At 44.0% G+C, this 14,842-nt stretch carries 15 protein-coding genes; 11 read left to right on the plus strand and 4 right to left on the minus strand.

Annotation, left to right across the window (positions count from 1 at the left end):
• Positions 1–14: 14 nt before the first annotated feature.
• Both AC07NA_RS05475 and AC07NA_RS05480 read right to left on the minus strand, forming a co-directional pair.
• Entirely contained in the window at positions 15–1,025 is a 1,011-nt protein-coding gene (locus tag AC07NA_RS05475) for an isoaspartyl peptidase/L-asparaginase (protein WP_494896375.1), read from the minus strand.
• A 73-nt stretch (positions 1,026–1,098) separates the two neighbouring features.
• Positions 1,099–1,359 carry a putative signal transducing protein gene (locus AC07NA_RS05480; RefSeq protein ID WP_494896377.1) on the minus strand — a complete coding sequence of 87 codons (261 nt, stop codon included), beginning with the start codon at positions 1,357–1,359 and terminating at the stop codon, positions 1,099–1,101.
• Between the two features lie 56 nt (positions 1,360–1,415).
• Between AC07NA_RS05480 and AC07NA_RS05485 the strand changes: the two genes are divergently transcribed.
• The 3 genes from AC07NA_RS05485 to AC07NA_RS05495 all read left to right on the plus strand — a co-directional run bounded on the left by AC07NA_RS05485 (position 1,416) and on the right by AC07NA_RS05495 (position 3,376).
• Complete coding sequence (locus tag AC07NA_RS05485; RefSeq protein ID WP_494896379.1) at positions 1,416–2,357, plus strand: helix-turn-helix transcriptional regulator; 942 nt, start codon at positions 1,416–1,418, stop codon at positions 2,355–2,357.
• A gap of 122 nt (positions 2,358–2,479) precedes the next feature.
• Positions 2,480–2,938 carry an EVE domain-containing protein gene (locus AC07NA_RS05490; RefSeq protein WP_494896381.1) on the plus strand — a complete coding sequence of 153 codons (459 nt, stop codon included), beginning with the start codon at positions 2,480–2,482 and terminating at the stop codon, positions 2,936–2,938.
• Positions 2,939–2,950: 12 nt separating this feature from the next.
• On the plus strand, positions 2,951–3,376 hold the full coding sequence (locus AC07NA_RS05495; protein WP_494896383.1) for an SRPBCC family protein: 426 nt from the start codon (positions 2,951–2,953) through the stop codon (positions 3,374–3,376).
• Positions 3,377–3,459: 83 nt separating this feature from the next.
• Here the strand turns inward: AC07NA_RS05495 and AC07NA_RS05500 are convergent, their stop codons facing one another.
• Positions 3,460–4,794 (minus strand): dihydroorotase, encoded by a 1,335-nt coding sequence (locus AC07NA_RS05500; protein WP_494896385.1) that lies wholly within the window; start codon positions 4,792–4,794, stop codon positions 3,460–3,462.
• A 220-nt stretch (positions 4,795–5,014) separates the two neighbouring features.
• On the opposite strand from AC07NA_RS05500, the gene AC07NA_RS05505 reads away from it, so the two are divergent.
• The 8 genes from AC07NA_RS05505 to AC07NA_RS05540 all read left to right on the plus strand — a co-directional run bounded on the left by AC07NA_RS05505 (position 5,015) and on the right by AC07NA_RS05540 (position 14,356).
• The gene (locus tag AC07NA_RS05505; protein ID WP_345210641.1) at positions 5,015–6,361 is read left to right on the plus strand and encodes a DEAD/DEAH box helicase; all 1,347 of its coding nucleotides are present in this window, start codon (positions 5,015–5,017) and stop codon (positions 6,359–6,361) included.
• An 8-nt stretch (positions 6,362–6,369) separates the two neighbouring features.
• Positions 6,370–6,636, plus strand: a complete 267-nt coding sequence (locus AC07NA_RS05510; RefSeq protein ID WP_494896387.1) for a hypothetical protein — start codon at positions 6,370–6,372, stop codon at positions 6,634–6,636.
• A gap of 6 nt (positions 6,637–6,642) precedes the next feature.
• A complete protein-coding gene (gene gldC / locus AC07NA_RS05515; RefSeq protein WP_345210643.1) occupies positions 6,643–6,972 on the plus strand; it encodes a gliding motility protein GldC in 330 nt (109 codons plus the stop codon).
• Positions 6,973–6,976: 4 nt separating this feature from the next.
• Positions 6,977–7,396 carry a hypothetical protein gene (locus AC07NA_RS05520; RefSeq protein WP_494896388.1) on the plus strand — a complete coding sequence of 140 codons (420 nt, stop codon included), beginning with the start codon at positions 6,977–6,979 and terminating at the stop codon, positions 7,394–7,396.
• 120 nt (positions 7,397–7,516) lie between these two features.
• Complete coding sequence (locus AC07NA_RS05525; protein WP_494896389.1) at positions 7,517–10,963, plus strand: response regulator; 3,447 nt, start codon at positions 7,517–7,519, stop codon at positions 10,961–10,963.
• Positions 10,964–10,972: 9 nt separating this feature from the next.
• The gene (locus AC07NA_RS05530; RefSeq protein WP_345210646.1) at positions 10,973–11,803 is read left to right on the plus strand and encodes a CheR family methyltransferase; all 831 of its coding nucleotides are present in this window, start codon (positions 10,973–10,975) and stop codon (positions 11,801–11,803) included.
• A complete protein-coding gene (locus tag AC07NA_RS05535) occupies positions 11,793–12,380 on the plus strand; it encodes a chemotaxis protein CheB (protein WP_494896390.1) in 588 nt (195 codons plus the stop codon). The genes AC07NA_RS05530 and AC07NA_RS05535 overlap by 11 nt, the downstream gene beginning before the upstream one ends.
• A gap of 38 nt (positions 12,381–12,418) precedes the next feature.
• On the plus strand, positions 12,419–14,356 hold the full coding sequence (locus AC07NA_RS05540) for a hybrid sensor histidine kinase/response regulator (protein WP_494896392.1): 1,938 nt from the start codon (positions 12,419–12,421) through the stop codon (positions 14,354–14,356).
• Here AC07NA_RS05540 and AC07NA_RS05545 read toward each other — a convergent pair.
• A complete protein-coding gene (locus tag AC07NA_RS05545; protein WP_494896393.1) occupies positions 14,353–14,838 on the minus strand; it encodes a methylated-DNA--[protein]-cysteine S-methyltransferase in 486 nt (161 codons plus the stop codon). The genes AC07NA_RS05540 and AC07NA_RS05545 overlap by 4 nt on opposite strands.
• Positions 14,839–14,842: the final 4 nt, after the last annotated feature.

Below are 14,842 nucleotides of genomic sequence, written 5' to 3' on the forward strand. Positions count from 1 at the left end.
ATAAATATACGATGTTATTTGTAAAAGCTTTTACCCTTTATCAGCAAATCTTGCTTTTGTGTGTCACAAACCGCGAATGAAAAACCATCCTGTATAGCATAAGCGCCATATTCTCCTTTTTTATTGATGGCCAGAAAGCCCACCTGTATCTGTTTAGCGGTTTCGGGCTTTTTACGGATGATGCGATGAACGGCCTCCTTACAAGCCTCTTCAGGCGACATGCCCTGGCGCATCAGCTCCACTACCAAAAAGCTGCCTACGTTGCGTATTACCTCTTCGCCTACACCGGTTGATGTGGCGCCGCCAATTTCGTTATCGATGTATAAACCCGCACCAATAATAGGGCTGTCGCCCACACGGCCATGCAGTTTAAACGCCATGCCGCTGGTAGTGCACGCGCCCGATATATTGCCTTTGGCATCAATAGCCAGCATGCCAATAGTATCATGATTGTATTGGTTACCCGGTTTGTGCTGGGCGTTCTCAATATTCATCACCGGCGAATATTTGGCTGTTTTCAACCATTCTTTCCATGCTTTTTCCGATTCGGGCGTAAGCAGTTTTTCTTTTTTTATACCCTGCTCAATAGCAAACTGGGTTGCGCCTTCGCCAACCAGCATTACGTGCGGGGTTTTTTCCATCACCAAACGGGCAACTGTAATGGGGTGCGCAATGTTTTCCATAGCGGCCACTGATCCGCAATTGCCGTTCTCGTCCATAATACAGGCATCAAGGGTAACGTGCCCGTCGCGGTCGGGGTAACCGGCACGGCCAACGGTATGGTTGCTCATGTCGGCTTCGGGTATTTTTACACCGGCCTCAACGGCATCCAGTGCACGGCCGCCGTCTTTCAGTATTCTCCAGGCCTCCTTATTGGCAGGGATACCAAAATCCCAGGTTGAAATTACCACCGGAAGATTTGGCGCAACCGGGGCGGCAATATTTTTAGCTAAGGCTGATTTGGAGATGGTAGCCACGGCAGCGCTGGCTGCTGATAGTTTAAGAAAGTTTCGGCGGTTAAACATAAGTTTTAAATGTATTAAAAAAAGAGTGGTGGTAATTGCTTTACTGGTTTGGTAATAAAATAATTACTAAACACTATAGTTGTGGGGCTTCGTCGGGTTCGTCGCCGGTGTCAATCTGCTCGGCCAGTATTTGCCTGCACCTTTCAAGGTCGTGTTCAAACACCTTAATTTTTATACCGCCAATGGCCTGGTTATAAAAAGGATTAGCGCCAATGGTGTTATCATCGGCAATAAAGCAATCAATGCCGTTAGCCTGTAACCTTGCCAGTATAATTTGCGCCAGCATGGGGTCGTAATAGCTTTCGAGGGTAACTATTTTGCCTTGGTTGTCCATAATTTTAGTCAGTTATATTAAGCTAATATAGGCTGTTTTTATTTAATTTGGCGGCCATGAACCGCATTGACAGAATATCAGCCATATTAATTCAGCTGCAATCGCGCAGGGTAGTTAAGGCCGCTGATATTGCCGAGCGCTTCAATATCAGCCTGCGTACCGTATACCGCGATGTGAAAACGCTGGAAGAAGCGGGCATCCCGCTGATAGGCGAGGCCGGGGTAGGTTATTCTATTATGGATGGCTACCGTTTGCCGCCGGTAATGTTTACCAAAGAGGAAGCTACCGCTTTTTTAACTGCTGAAAAGTTTGTTGAAAAGCTCACCGATGATTCTACCATGGCGCACCATCGGTCGGCCATGTATAAGATAAGGGCCATACTCCGCAACTCCGAAAAGGACCTGCTGGAGGATATGGATGCCAACATTGCCGTAATCCGCAGTAACAGCCAGCGCTATGCCGATAGGCAGGATCATATTCAAACCATTTTAAACGCCATCGGCCAAAAAAGTGTACTGAAACTCGATTACTTTGCCATGCACAACCAGCAGCATACCACCCGTTGTGTTGAGCCGGTAGGTATTTATTACCTGGATAGCTTTTGGCATTTGATAGCCTATTGCCGCATGCGGAATGATTACCGCGATTTCAGGCTCGACAGGATAAAAACCGCGATTATAACCGACGAAATATTTGAAGACCAGCACCCCACGCTGAACGAATATATTGCCCAAACCGCTCACGACCGCGAACTGGAAACCGTGATAATGATAGTTGACCAAAAGATACACAACTACCTAAATAGCCAGAAATATTATAACGGTTTTGTATCAGAAAAAACGATAGGCGACAGGGTAGAGATGACCTTTTTGACGGAACATATTGAGGGCTTTGCCCGCTGGTATATGATGTTTGGCGATAGTGCCGATATTATAAGTCCGGATAAGCTGAAGGAAAGGATAAAGGAAATTTACCATAAAATAGGCGCTAAATTTTAAATTCTTTCTGCACTGCTGACATACTGTTGTCACTGCCACCCATGTATTTTGCTAATGCGATAAATTGCCTGCATTGCTGGCAACGTTTTTGTTTAACACATTACATATCAAAACCAAAGCTTATGCAGTATTGGGTAACAGTGGTATCTAAAGATCATTTGGCACGTGGTGTTAAGGGCGGTTTTATGCAGGTCAACCATGGCAAGGCAGCTCCTTTAAAGAAAATAGCTAAGGGCGACTGGGTGGTATTTTATTCGCCCAAAGTAGCTTATACCGGTAACGAACCCTGCCAAGCCTTTACCGCCATTGGCCGTGCGGCAGATGATGAGGTATATCAGCATAAAATGACCGACGACTTTATGCCTTATCGCCGCAATATCAAATTTTACGAGGCCGACGAAACACCGATAAAGCCGCTGATAAACGATCTGGAATTTATTGAAAACAAGAATGCCTGGGGATTTAAATTTCGTTTCGGTTTTTTTGAGATCAATGAGCACGATTTCGAGCTCATCCAGTCGGCTATGATAGAAGACCAGCTTATACCAACACATCAACTAAAATCATATACAACTACCTAAAACAGAAGAACCATGAGCACATTAGCATTAACAACCACCATCACCTTTAACGCGCCCAAAGCCGAAGTATGGCAAGGCCTTACCGACCCTGAAATTGTAAAGCAATACTTTTTTGGTACCACCTTAAAATCCGACTGGCAGGTAGGCAGCCCTATTACTTTCAGCGGTGAGTGGGATGGCAATAGTTATGAAGACAAGGGTACGATACTGGAAATTACCCCGGGCGAATATCTCAAATACAACTACTGGAGCAGCATGAGCGGACAGGAAGACAAACCTGAAAACTACGCCAACGTGAGTTACAGCTTAAGTGAAGCCGATGGCGTAACCACATTGACCATCACTCAGGACAATATTAAAGACGAAGCCGCCAAAGAGCACTCCGAACAAAACTGGCAAATGGTATTTGGCGGTTTGAAGAAGATGCTGGAAGAGTAGGGTGTAGACTGAAGTCTACCTGCATAATCGTGCGAAGTCAGGAGACTTCGCACAGCAAAGTAGATCGGGTGAGTCAAACACACCTACCTGTCAAACGTCAACCTCACCCCGGTTTTTTCAGTTGCCAAGGCATCATTGCTCCAGGCTATGTTGCCGGATACAATGGTGGTGATCACCTTCGATTTAAAGGTGGTATCTTCAAACGGACTCCAGCCGCATTTGTACAGGATGTTGCTTTTATTTACCTGCCATGGCGAGTTAAGATTAACCAGTACCAGGTCGGCCCAGTAGCCTTCGCGGATAAAGCCACGTTTTTCTATCTGGAAGCAGGTAGCCACGTTATGAGCCATCTTTTCGGCAACTTGTTCCAGGCTTATTTTATTATGGTGATATAGCTCAAGCATGGCAGGCAGGGCATGTTGTACTAATGGTCCGCCGGATGGTGCTTGCAGATATGGTTGCGCCTTTTCTTCAATAGTATGCGGGGCATGGTCGGTAGCGATAACGTCAATACGGCCATCTAATACGGCTTTCAATATGCCTTCGCGGTCGTTTTCGGTTTTAACGGCCGGGTTCCATTTAATGAGGTTGCCTTTGGTTTCATAATCGGCATTGCTGAACCAAAGGTGGTGCACACAGGCTTCGGCGGTAATACGTTTGTTTTTTAAAGGCGTGGTGTTATCAAAAAGATGCGTTTCTTTTTCGGTAGAAATATGCAGGATGTGCAAGCGCGTATTATGCTTTTTTGCCAGTGCCACAGCCATTGACGACGACAGATAACAAGCCTCTTCGCTGCGGATCTTCGGGTGCATGCGCACCTGGATGTTATCGCCCAGTAACTGTTTGTAATGGTTAAGGTTGCTTTGTATGGTAGCCTCATCCTCGCAATGCGTAGCGATCAGCATGGGCGATTGTGCGAAGAGCTTTTCCAGCGTATTCGGGTTATCTACCAGCATATTCCCGGTTGATGAACCCATGAAAACCTTGATACCGCACACGTTCTTAATATCGGTACGCAGCACCTCATCAAGGTTATCGTTTGATGCACCCATAAAAAAGGAGTAGTTAGCCGGTGAGCTTTGGGCGGCAATATTGTATTTGTCTTCCAGTAATTGTTGGGTTAAGGTGTTCGGTACAGTATTCGGCATCTCCATAAAAGAAGTAATACCACCCGCAACCGCCGCTATCGATTCGGTGCGAATGTTGGCTTTATGCGTTAGGCCAGGCTCGCGAAAGTGCACCTGGTCATCAATACAACCCGGTAAAAGATGCAACCCTTCGGCATTGATCAGGGTATCGGCGGGCACATCAATATGGCTGTCAATACGGTCGATATAACCGTTTTTTATTAAAAGATCGGCTACCTGCTGGCGGCCCTCGTTAACTATGGTTGCTGCTTTTATTAATATAGATGACATGGTACAAAGATAGTTCTTAAAAGGTGAAAGGTAAAAGGAGTAAAGGTGAAAGGTCTTTTCAGATTCCGGGATCGAGGTTTCAGTGTCAGGTTTGATATAATGCTTTGTTTGTCCACTTTAACCTTTTCGCTTTCGCCTTTTCGCTTTAACCTTTCTCCTTTTGCCTTTCGGCTTTAACCTTTCCCCCTTTCGCCTAAAAAGAAAAGCCTATCTTTGCGGCATGGCAGAAACATTTGAAGATTTTGATTTTAACCGGCAGATATTAAATGCCATAGCCGATGCCGGTTATACGCAACCAACTCCTGTACAGCAAAAGGCCATTCCGCCGATATTGAACGGGCAGGATGTAATGGGCATTGCCCAAACCGGTACAGGTAAAACCGCCGCGTATGTATTACCTATAATAATGCGCCTTAAATACGCGCAGGGCGAACACGCGCGTGCTTTAATTATAGCGCCAACACGTGAGCTGGCCTTACAGATAGAAGAAAACGTAAAAACCTTCGCCGCCAATACCGATCTGCGCGTGGTGGTGGTATACGGAGGCCTCGGCCCAAAGACACAAATAGAGCAGATCAATAAAGGGGTAGATATTATTGTGGCCACTCCCGGTCGCTTTATGGATATTTACCTTGCGGGCCACATCATCACCAAAACCTTACAGGTACTGGTGCTTGACGAAGCCGATAAAATGATGGATATGGGCTTTATGCCCCAATTGAACCGCATATTAGAAGTGGTGCCGCGCAAAAGGCAAAACCTGTTGTTCTCGGCTACCATGTCTGACAAGATCCACGAACTTTCGGCAAATTTCCTGGAACATCCAACGGTAGTGGAGGTTACACCGCAGGCAACCCCGGCAGCTTCTATCGATCAGCGTTTGTATTTCGTTCCGAATATCAAAACCAAGATCAACCTGCTTAAAAAGCTGATGGATGAGGAAGGCGACATTAAAAAGCTGATGGTTTTTTGCAAAACCCGTATGGCAGCCGAGGATGTATTCAAGTTTTTGTCGCGTAAGTTTGGCGAAAATGAAGTGAAAGTGCTGCATGCTAACAAGGGGCAAAATACCCGCATCAACTCCATGAACGCGTTCAAGAATGATGAGGTAAAGATATTGGTAGCTACAGATGTGGCTTCGAGGGGGATAGATGTGAGCGATATAAGCCACGTGATCAACTTTGATGTACCCATTGTAATTGAAGATTACGTGCACCGTATTGGTCGTACAGGGCGTGCTTACCAATCGGGCGTAGCCATTACTTTTTGTAACCCGGCAGAGCTGTACTATTTACGCAAGGCCGAAAAACTGATCAGGCAAACCATCCCGGTTTATGATATTCCGGCAGATGTATTTATTGAAGAAACCCCTTACGAAGAGCGCCAGGATCAGAACCGCGAAATAGATATGCAGAAGCGCCGCGACGATCCCGACTTTAAAGGTGCCTTTCACGAAAAGAAAACGCTTAATCAAAAAAAGAAGTTCGAGGCAGAAAAAGCCAAGCGCAACCCGCGTGTGGCAGCTAAATTCGCCGTTAAGCGTTCATCCAAAAAAAAGAAATACTAATTATATAAATGAAATTCAGATTAACCCCATTAAACTTTGCCACCGCTTTTTTGATGGTAATGGCGGCTTATGTATGGCTGAACGGAGCAAAAATTGCCGGCCAGCAGTATACCCACTGGACGGGTACCATTACGTGGATCTTTTTACTGTTCGCGTTTGTGGTAGCCTTTCTGGATATTATGTTCCGTAATTTTTTTAAAGTGACAAAAGTTTTATGGTTGGTAGAACTAAGCTTTATAACTTTGGTGGTTGTTATTTTTTTACTTGTTAAATAATTTGAAATGAAGAGAGCTGAGATAAAACTCACTATAGACCTTGATGATAATAATGTTCCTGAAAACATTATGTGGGAATCAACCGATTCGCAAAACACTGAAGCGCTGCCTGTAAAATCAATGATGCTGGCCCTGTGGGATCAGAATTATAAAAATACCCTGCGTATTGATTTATGGACCAAAGATATGCCGGTTGACGAAATGAAGCGTTTCTTTTACGAAACCCTGCAAACCATGGGCGATACCTTTTTACGTGCCACCGGCGAAAAAAACATTGTGGAAGACCTGCGCGATTACTGCGCCCACTTTGCCGATAAAATGGAAATAACCCGTTAATAGTATGCGCATACCATCTTTAATTTCGTTAGTTGGTTTTATACTCATCATTGCGGGCAGCTATTGCCCGGTGCTGCGCCCCTTCGGCCTCATGAACTGGAATGTTTATGACCTTAACAAGCCTTATGGTATGGTCATATTATTAGTTGCCATAATAGGGATGATAGGTGTGGTGTTCAACAAACTAAAGGTAGCCCGCGCGGCGGCTTATGGTTCGCTGGCGTTGGTGGTTTTATTATGGATTGCCGCTTACATGAAGGTGCACACCAGTTTCAGCTTTTTACCGTTCCATTCGGTGGCCGATTATCTGGCCAGCAAAATAAAGTTTAAATGGGGCTGGTACATATTGTTCACCGGTGCCGTTTTATCGCTCGCTGTATTGATAAGGGGGCGGCAACTCAGCAACGTTGAACCAACAAAATAAACTAACAGATCTTACAACCAAAACTTGTAAGATTTTTTTATTTGGCAACCGATTGGACTTATTTTACGTAATAAGTAACTCAATTATTTTAAGATATTTGTAAAAAACTAACCCTAACAAATGTTTAAACTCTCTTTTCGCAATCAGGTACTGGCAGGCTTTGGCGTGTCAATCATATTGGTATTCGCGGTTGCTATTCTATCTTACCGAAGCATAAATAAGTTTGAAGAGGACAGCAAAATGGTTGATCATACCCAAATGGTGATCAAAACATCAACCAATTTGCTGCAATTAATGATAGATGCCGAAACCGGGATGCGCGGTTATGGGGCTACCAATAAAAAGGTTTTCCTTGATCCGTACAACGCGGCATTGCCGATGATCAACAGTGATCTTTCTAAGCTGCGTAACCTGGTTGAAGATAGTCAATTACAAAGCAAGCGTGTCGATTCATTGTATTCAATGGTAGGGGCGCAGTTAAATATTCTTAAAACCAATATCGAAACCCGCGAAGAAAAGGGGCTCGATTTTATGGTGGCCAATAACATGTTCATCAATGGTAAGGCTAATATGGATGAGATCCGTTTGCTGAATGCCCATATTGTTGATCACGAAAATAGTCTGCTTGCCGAACGTAAAGCATCATCTGAATCGTCATCCGCACAAGCCATTACCGTTATAATTGTAGGGTCGTTTGTGTTTTTGATCATTATTATAGTTCTGTTCTATTACATACAAGGCACATTTGCTACTCAAAAGCGTATTGAGGCCGAAATTACCGTGGCCAATGTGGAGTTGGGCAAAGTACTGCGCGAAAACGAAGCTAAAAACTGGCTGCTTACAGGTACCGGTTTACTTAATGAAAAAATGCAGGGTCAGCAAAGTGAAAAGGAACTGTCCGAAAAGGTGATCAGCGAACTATGTACCTATACACATGCTTTAACAGGTACTTTTTACCTGCATAACGAAGCCGAAACGCGTCTTGACCTGTACGCTTCGTATGCTTTCCATAATCCCGAGTTTATCAAGCAGCATGTTAAAATGTCTGAAGGGATATTGGGCCAGGTTGCTTACGATAAAAAGGCTACCATTGTTAAAGGCAAGATAAATAATAAGCTGTCGCTGAATACATCAATACTTGAAAACGACCTTATAGAAAGCTTTATCATACCTTTCTTCTTTGATAAAAAATTGAAAGGTGTTATTGAGCTGGCTTTCAACAGCGCGATAGATGATAACGTGCGTGATTATATCGACGCCGTAAGTAATGATATCGGCGTATCGGTTAATACCGCGCAGGCCCGTACCATTATGCACGACTTGTTTGAGGAAACCCAGCAGCAAGCCGAAGAACTGGAAGCGCAACAGGAAGAAATGCGCGTTACCAACGAAGAGCTGATGAACAAAACAGAAATGTTGCAGGCATCAGAAGAGGAGTTGCGCGTACAGCAGGAAGAACTGCGTACCATCAATGCCGAACTGGAAGAAAAAGCCAGTTTGCTTGAAGAAAAGAACCAGGCTATTGAAGAGGCGCGAGCTTCTATCAACCTTAAAGTGCAGGAGCTGGAAACTACCGGTAAATACAAATCGGAGTTTTTGGCCAACATGAGCCACGAGTTGCGCACACCGCTTAACAGTATACTGGTACTGGCACGTATCCTGAAAGATAACAAGCAGGATAACCTGTCGGAAGACCAGATTAAATATGCCAGCGTAATATTTAATGCCGGTAATGACCTGCTAACGCTCATCAACGACATTCTCGACTTGTCGAAGATAGAATCGGGCAAGCTGGATATGCAAAATGAGGATGTTAAGGTAGCCGACATCCTGAACGATATGGAAATGTTATTTGCCGAAGTGGCATCTAACAAAAAGATCAACTTTACTACAAGTGTAAAAGATACCCCGGCCTTTATTTATACCGATAAGGTAAGGGTGGAGCAGGTAGTGAAAAACCTGTTATCAAATGCCTTTAAGTTTACGCCTGAATCGGGTTCAATAGCTATCAATGTAACACAGGGTATAGCGCCAGATACCATTAGCTTCCATATTAAAGATACGGGTATAGGCATCTCGCCGGATAAGCAAAAGCTGATCTTCGAGGCCTTCCAACAGGCGGATGGTTCAACCAGCCGTAAATATGGCGGTACAGGTTTAGGTTTGTCAATCAGTCGCGAACTGGCCATGTTGCTGGGCGGTGCAATTACTTTAACCAGCGAACCTGGTCGTGGTAGTGAGTTTACGCTTACGCTGCCATATCAAGCTCAAAATACCGGTATTGTTGAAGAAGTATTGCCAACTGCCGAAACGTTTATACCAACCAAAGAGTTTTTGAAACCGGCAAGCCAGGTAGTATCTGTAAACCCGGGCCGCCGCGAACCACTGGTGGTGATTGTGGAGGATGATAAAAACTTCGCCGATATATTAAAAGACTACTCGCGCGATCATGGTTATAAATCAATCATCGTGAACGAGGGTACGCACGCGGTTGAAATTATTAAAGAGAATCAGCCCGATGCCGTAATACTGGATATTATGCTGCCGGGTAAAGATGGCTGGCAGATATTGAAAGAGCTGAAACAATCAGAAGAAACCATCAATATCCCGGTACACTTAATGTCGGCAGGTGAAGCTGCTGCCAATAGGGTACGCCGCGAAGGTGCAATCAGTTTCCTTAAAAAACCGATAGATACCAGCGCGCTTGATAAGTTGTTTGGCGATATTATGTTGCAAAGCGGTTCTAAATTCAAGCAGATATTGCTGGTTGAAGATCACAAGGCCCAAAGCCAGGCATTGAAAGATATGATGCAATCGCAAGGTATTGAGGTTGACCAGGCATTTGATGGCGAATCGGCTTTCCGTATGCTGCACGAAAACGAGTACCAGTGCGTGATATTGGATATCAACCTGCCGGATATTTCAGGGTTGGATCTGTTAGATAAGATCAAGGAAGAAGACAGGTTCCTGGAGTTGCCGGTAATTATCAATACCGCTATGGAGCTGGATAAAACATCGGTTAACAGGCTGATGCAATACGCCAATGCCATGGTGATCAAAACCAGCAAATCATCCGACAGGCTGATTGACGAGGTGAACCTGTTCCTGAACAAGATAACCGAAAATGCCGCGCAACCATCGGCACCTGCATCAAATGGTAAAGCGAAGGCGGTAGGTAAGGGCAAGGATGCCATAAAAGGCAAAAAAGTACTTATTGTTGATGACGATATGCGTAACATCTTCGCCCTGAGCAGCGCACTGCAAAGCTACGATATGAATGTGGAGATAGCCAACGATGGTGAAGAAGCGATTACCAAACTGGAAGAAGTTACAGACATTGATATAGTGCTGATGGACATAATGATGCCTAAAATGGATGGTTACGAAGCCACCAGACATATCAGAAAACAAAACAAATGGGCTAAGTTGCCTGTAATAGCATTAACAGCAAAAGCAATGAAAGACGACCGCGAGAAATGTATAGCGGCCGGGGCTAACGACTATATCACCAAACCGGTAGATATGGACAGGTTAATTGCCTTAATGCAATTGTGGTTAGATAGCTAATACGAGGATATGGATTTATTGTTAGGCAACGTTACTACTGAACAGCTCGATGAATTGATCGATTTGGTTAGGCGTGTGCATGGGTTTGATTTTAGTAATTATACCAAGGCATCCCTTAAACGCAGGCTTAGCCGTATTATGCAGCTTAAAAAGCTGGAGTTTTACGATTTGAAACACCTGCTGGTGAACGACCACACCTTTTTTCAGCATTTTTTAGAGGAGGTTACCGTAAACGTTACCGAAATGTTTCGCGATCCTAATTTCTATAAATCACTTAATACCCAGGTAATTCCGTACCTTTCAACTTACCAGCACATAAAAATGTGGAGCGCGGGTTGTTCATCCGGCGAGGAGGTTTACTCGCTGGCTATACTGATGCGCGAGGCAGGGTTGCAAAAACGGTCGTTCATTTACGGTACCGATATTAATACCGAAGTGTTGCAGGAGGCCCGCAAGGGTATTTACAGTTTTCGTAAAATAAAAAGTTATGCCGAAAACTACCAGTATACAGGGCTAAAAGGATCAATAACCGATCATTTTACCATTATGTACGATGCCGCTACCATACACAGCGAGCTGAAGCAGAACACTTTGTTCTCGGTACATAACCTGGTATCCGACGGGGTTTTTAACGAGTTTCAGTTCATCAGCTGCCGTAACGTGTTTATTTACTTTGAAACCGCATTGCAGGAAAAGATACTCGAACTATTTTATAATAGCTTGAGCCCACATGGCTTTTTATGCCTCGGCTCGAAAGAAACTATACGGTCTGACGCTTTCCGTAAAAAGTTTAAGATGATAAACAGCAAAGAAAATATATACCAGAAAATTGGCGCTTAACGATCAAATAATACGCAGATGGCACAATACCGATGTTTTATTATTGGGTGGATCTGCCGGGTCGTTTAAACTTCTTTTCAAAATAGTAAAAAACTTTGCTGTTGACTTAAATAAGACGGTAATTATAATAATGCACCGTAAAAAGAACTTTTTTAGCGAGATTGAGAAACTATTTGCCGACAACTCTCGTATATCCTTACGTGAAGTTGCAGATAAAGATGTGATACAAAATAACACTATTTATATAGCACCTGCCAACTATCACACATTAATTGAAAAAGAGGGGTATTTTGGGTTAGACGTATCAGATGCGGTGTGGTATTCAAAGCCATCAATTGATGTTACTTTTGAAAGCGCCGCTGATATTTATAAAAATCGTTGTATGGGTATCTTATTTTCGGGCGCTAACCAGGATGGCGCGGCAGGTTTGCTGAAAATAAAAAATAACGGCGGTTTAACTATTGTGCAAGACCCTGACGATGCTGAAATGGCAGAAATGCCTTTATCCGCCATACATATAGGCGCTGCCGACCATGTATTAACAACTGAAGATATATTTAGGCTACTACAACTTTAACAGATTTTTTAAGATTACCACCCCTTATACAATTTAGCATGACCCCAGTTAATATACTTATTGTTGATGACCGTGAAGAGAATATCATTGCGCTCGAAGCTTTGCTGAAGCGCGACGACATTAAGATCCACTCTACCACATCACCAAATGAGGCGCTCCGCATTGCGTGGGAAACGCAAATTTCAATTGCGCTTATCGATGTGCAAATGCCCGAAATGGATGGTTTTGAACTGGTTGAAATGCTCAAATCAAATCCGCGTACGCGCAACATACTGGTAATATTTGTTACAGCTATATCAAAAGAAACAAAATACGCCGTTAAGGGGCTTGGCGTAGGGGCGGTTGATTACCTGTACAAACCACTCGATCCGTATATTACATCGGCCAAGGTTGATGCCTTTATTCAACTGGCACGTTTTCAGGAAGATATTAAACAAAAGAACGAAGAGTTGCAAAACTTCGCTACCGTAGTGCGTAACTCTGCCGATATCATTACCGTGGTTGACGCGCAAAGCCTGCGTATACAAACCATCAATCCAACGGTTGAAAAAATATTAGGCTATCGCCCTGCCGAACTGGTAGGTCAGAGCATTGTAGACCGCGTAATTGAGTCTGATAAATCGAACTTCCGCAAAAAGCTGGGCGAGATCATTAAAGATAATTTAAGTTTCTCGGTATTTGAGTTTCAATTCGAAACTTTTAACAAAACGAATATTTGGGCCGAGTGCCGTGTATCATACCGCAATAAACTGTTGTTCATCAACATCAGCGATGTATCACCACAAAAGAGCTATCAGCATCAACTGATCAAATCAAAAGAAGCGGCCGAACAGTCTAAAAAGGTTAAAGAAACCTTCCTGGCGAATATGAGCCACGAGTTGCGTACACCTATCAACGGTATATTGGGTATTACCAACCTGTTGCGTAAAACCGAAGTTACCGAGCAGCAAACCAATATGCTTAATTTGCTCGAAGTATCGTCACAATCATTATTAGGTGTGGTGAACGATGTATTGGATATTTCAAAAATTGAAGCGGGTAAATTCAGCATAGTGCGCTCGTCGCATAACCTGCACGATATTATAAAATCTGTTTACGGCTTACTGAAATTTAAGGCCGATGAAAAGAACATTGAGTTTTTACTGGAAATAGCACCGGATGTACCTTCGCATATTTTGGTAGACTCATTACGCCTTAACCAGGTGCTGATGAACTTGCTAAGCAATGCCATTAAATTTACTGAACGAGGTTTTGTTAAGCTTGCTGTAAACGTATTGCAAAAACAAAATGACAAGGCGCAGTTGGAGTTTTGTATTGAAGACAGCGGTATAGGTATAGCAGATTCGCGACTGTCGAAAATATTTGAATCATTTGAGCAGGCCGAGGATGATACCTCTATTAAATACGGCGGTACCGGTTTGGGCCTAACCATAGTAAAACGTTTGGTTGAGCTTAAAGGCGGCGAACTGAAGGTGAATAGCCTGGTAGGTAAGGGTAGCGAGTTCAGGTTTGTGAACTGGTATACTTTGGCCAGCAAACCTAAAGAGCGTACCGATAATAAACCGGCCAGCGCCATCCTTGAACCCTTCGATAGCTTGAACATACTGGTGGCCGAAGACAACATGGTTAACCAGTTTATGGTGAGCAAAATACTTAAAGACTGGAACGTAACCGTAGAGATTGTCGACAATGGACGCAAAGCGATTGAAAAACTGCAACAACACGATTACGATATCATATTGATGGATACCCACATGCCTGAAATGGATGGCTATCAGGCATCAAAAATTATCCGTGTTGATTTTGAGGAACCAAAACGTAGCATCCCTATCATTTCATTATCTGCCGCTACGTTAGATCATGAGCAACAGGAGGCCATTGCCGCCGGTATGAATGATGTATTATCAAAACCATTCCAGCCGCACCAGTTGCACGAAAAAATATCTAAACTGATAAAAAGGGAGCAGCCTGCTTAAAAGGGTAATTTAGTTTGGCCGGTACCGCTTACGCGGGCCTCGTGTTCAAGCAGCCATTGTTTGCGCCATAAGCCGCCTGCATACCCGGTAAGGCTGCCATCTGAACCGATAACACGGTGACAGGGTACTACTATCCACAGGTTGTTTTTGCCGTTTGCGGCCGCTATAGCGCGTATAGCTAAAGGGTTTTTCATTTCGTTGGAGAGGGCTGCGTAGCTTGTGGTAATGCCGTAAGGTATCTTCAGCAAATACTCCCACACCACCTGCTGAAAGGTAGTGCCGGTTTGCTTTATCGGGAAATCAAACACTTTTCTTTCGCCCGCGAAGTATTCATCCAGTTGCAGTGCAACGGTTTTTAACAGCGGGGTTTCGGGCTCGTTGGTTTCCAGTTCCTCATCGCGAATGGATATAGAACTGATAAAACCATCCTCTTCGGTAATGCGCGCGATACCCACCGGCGTACGGTAATAATTAACAGGCATAATT

Source organism: Mucilaginibacter sp. GW821-FHT07G05 (assembly GCF_059418565.1).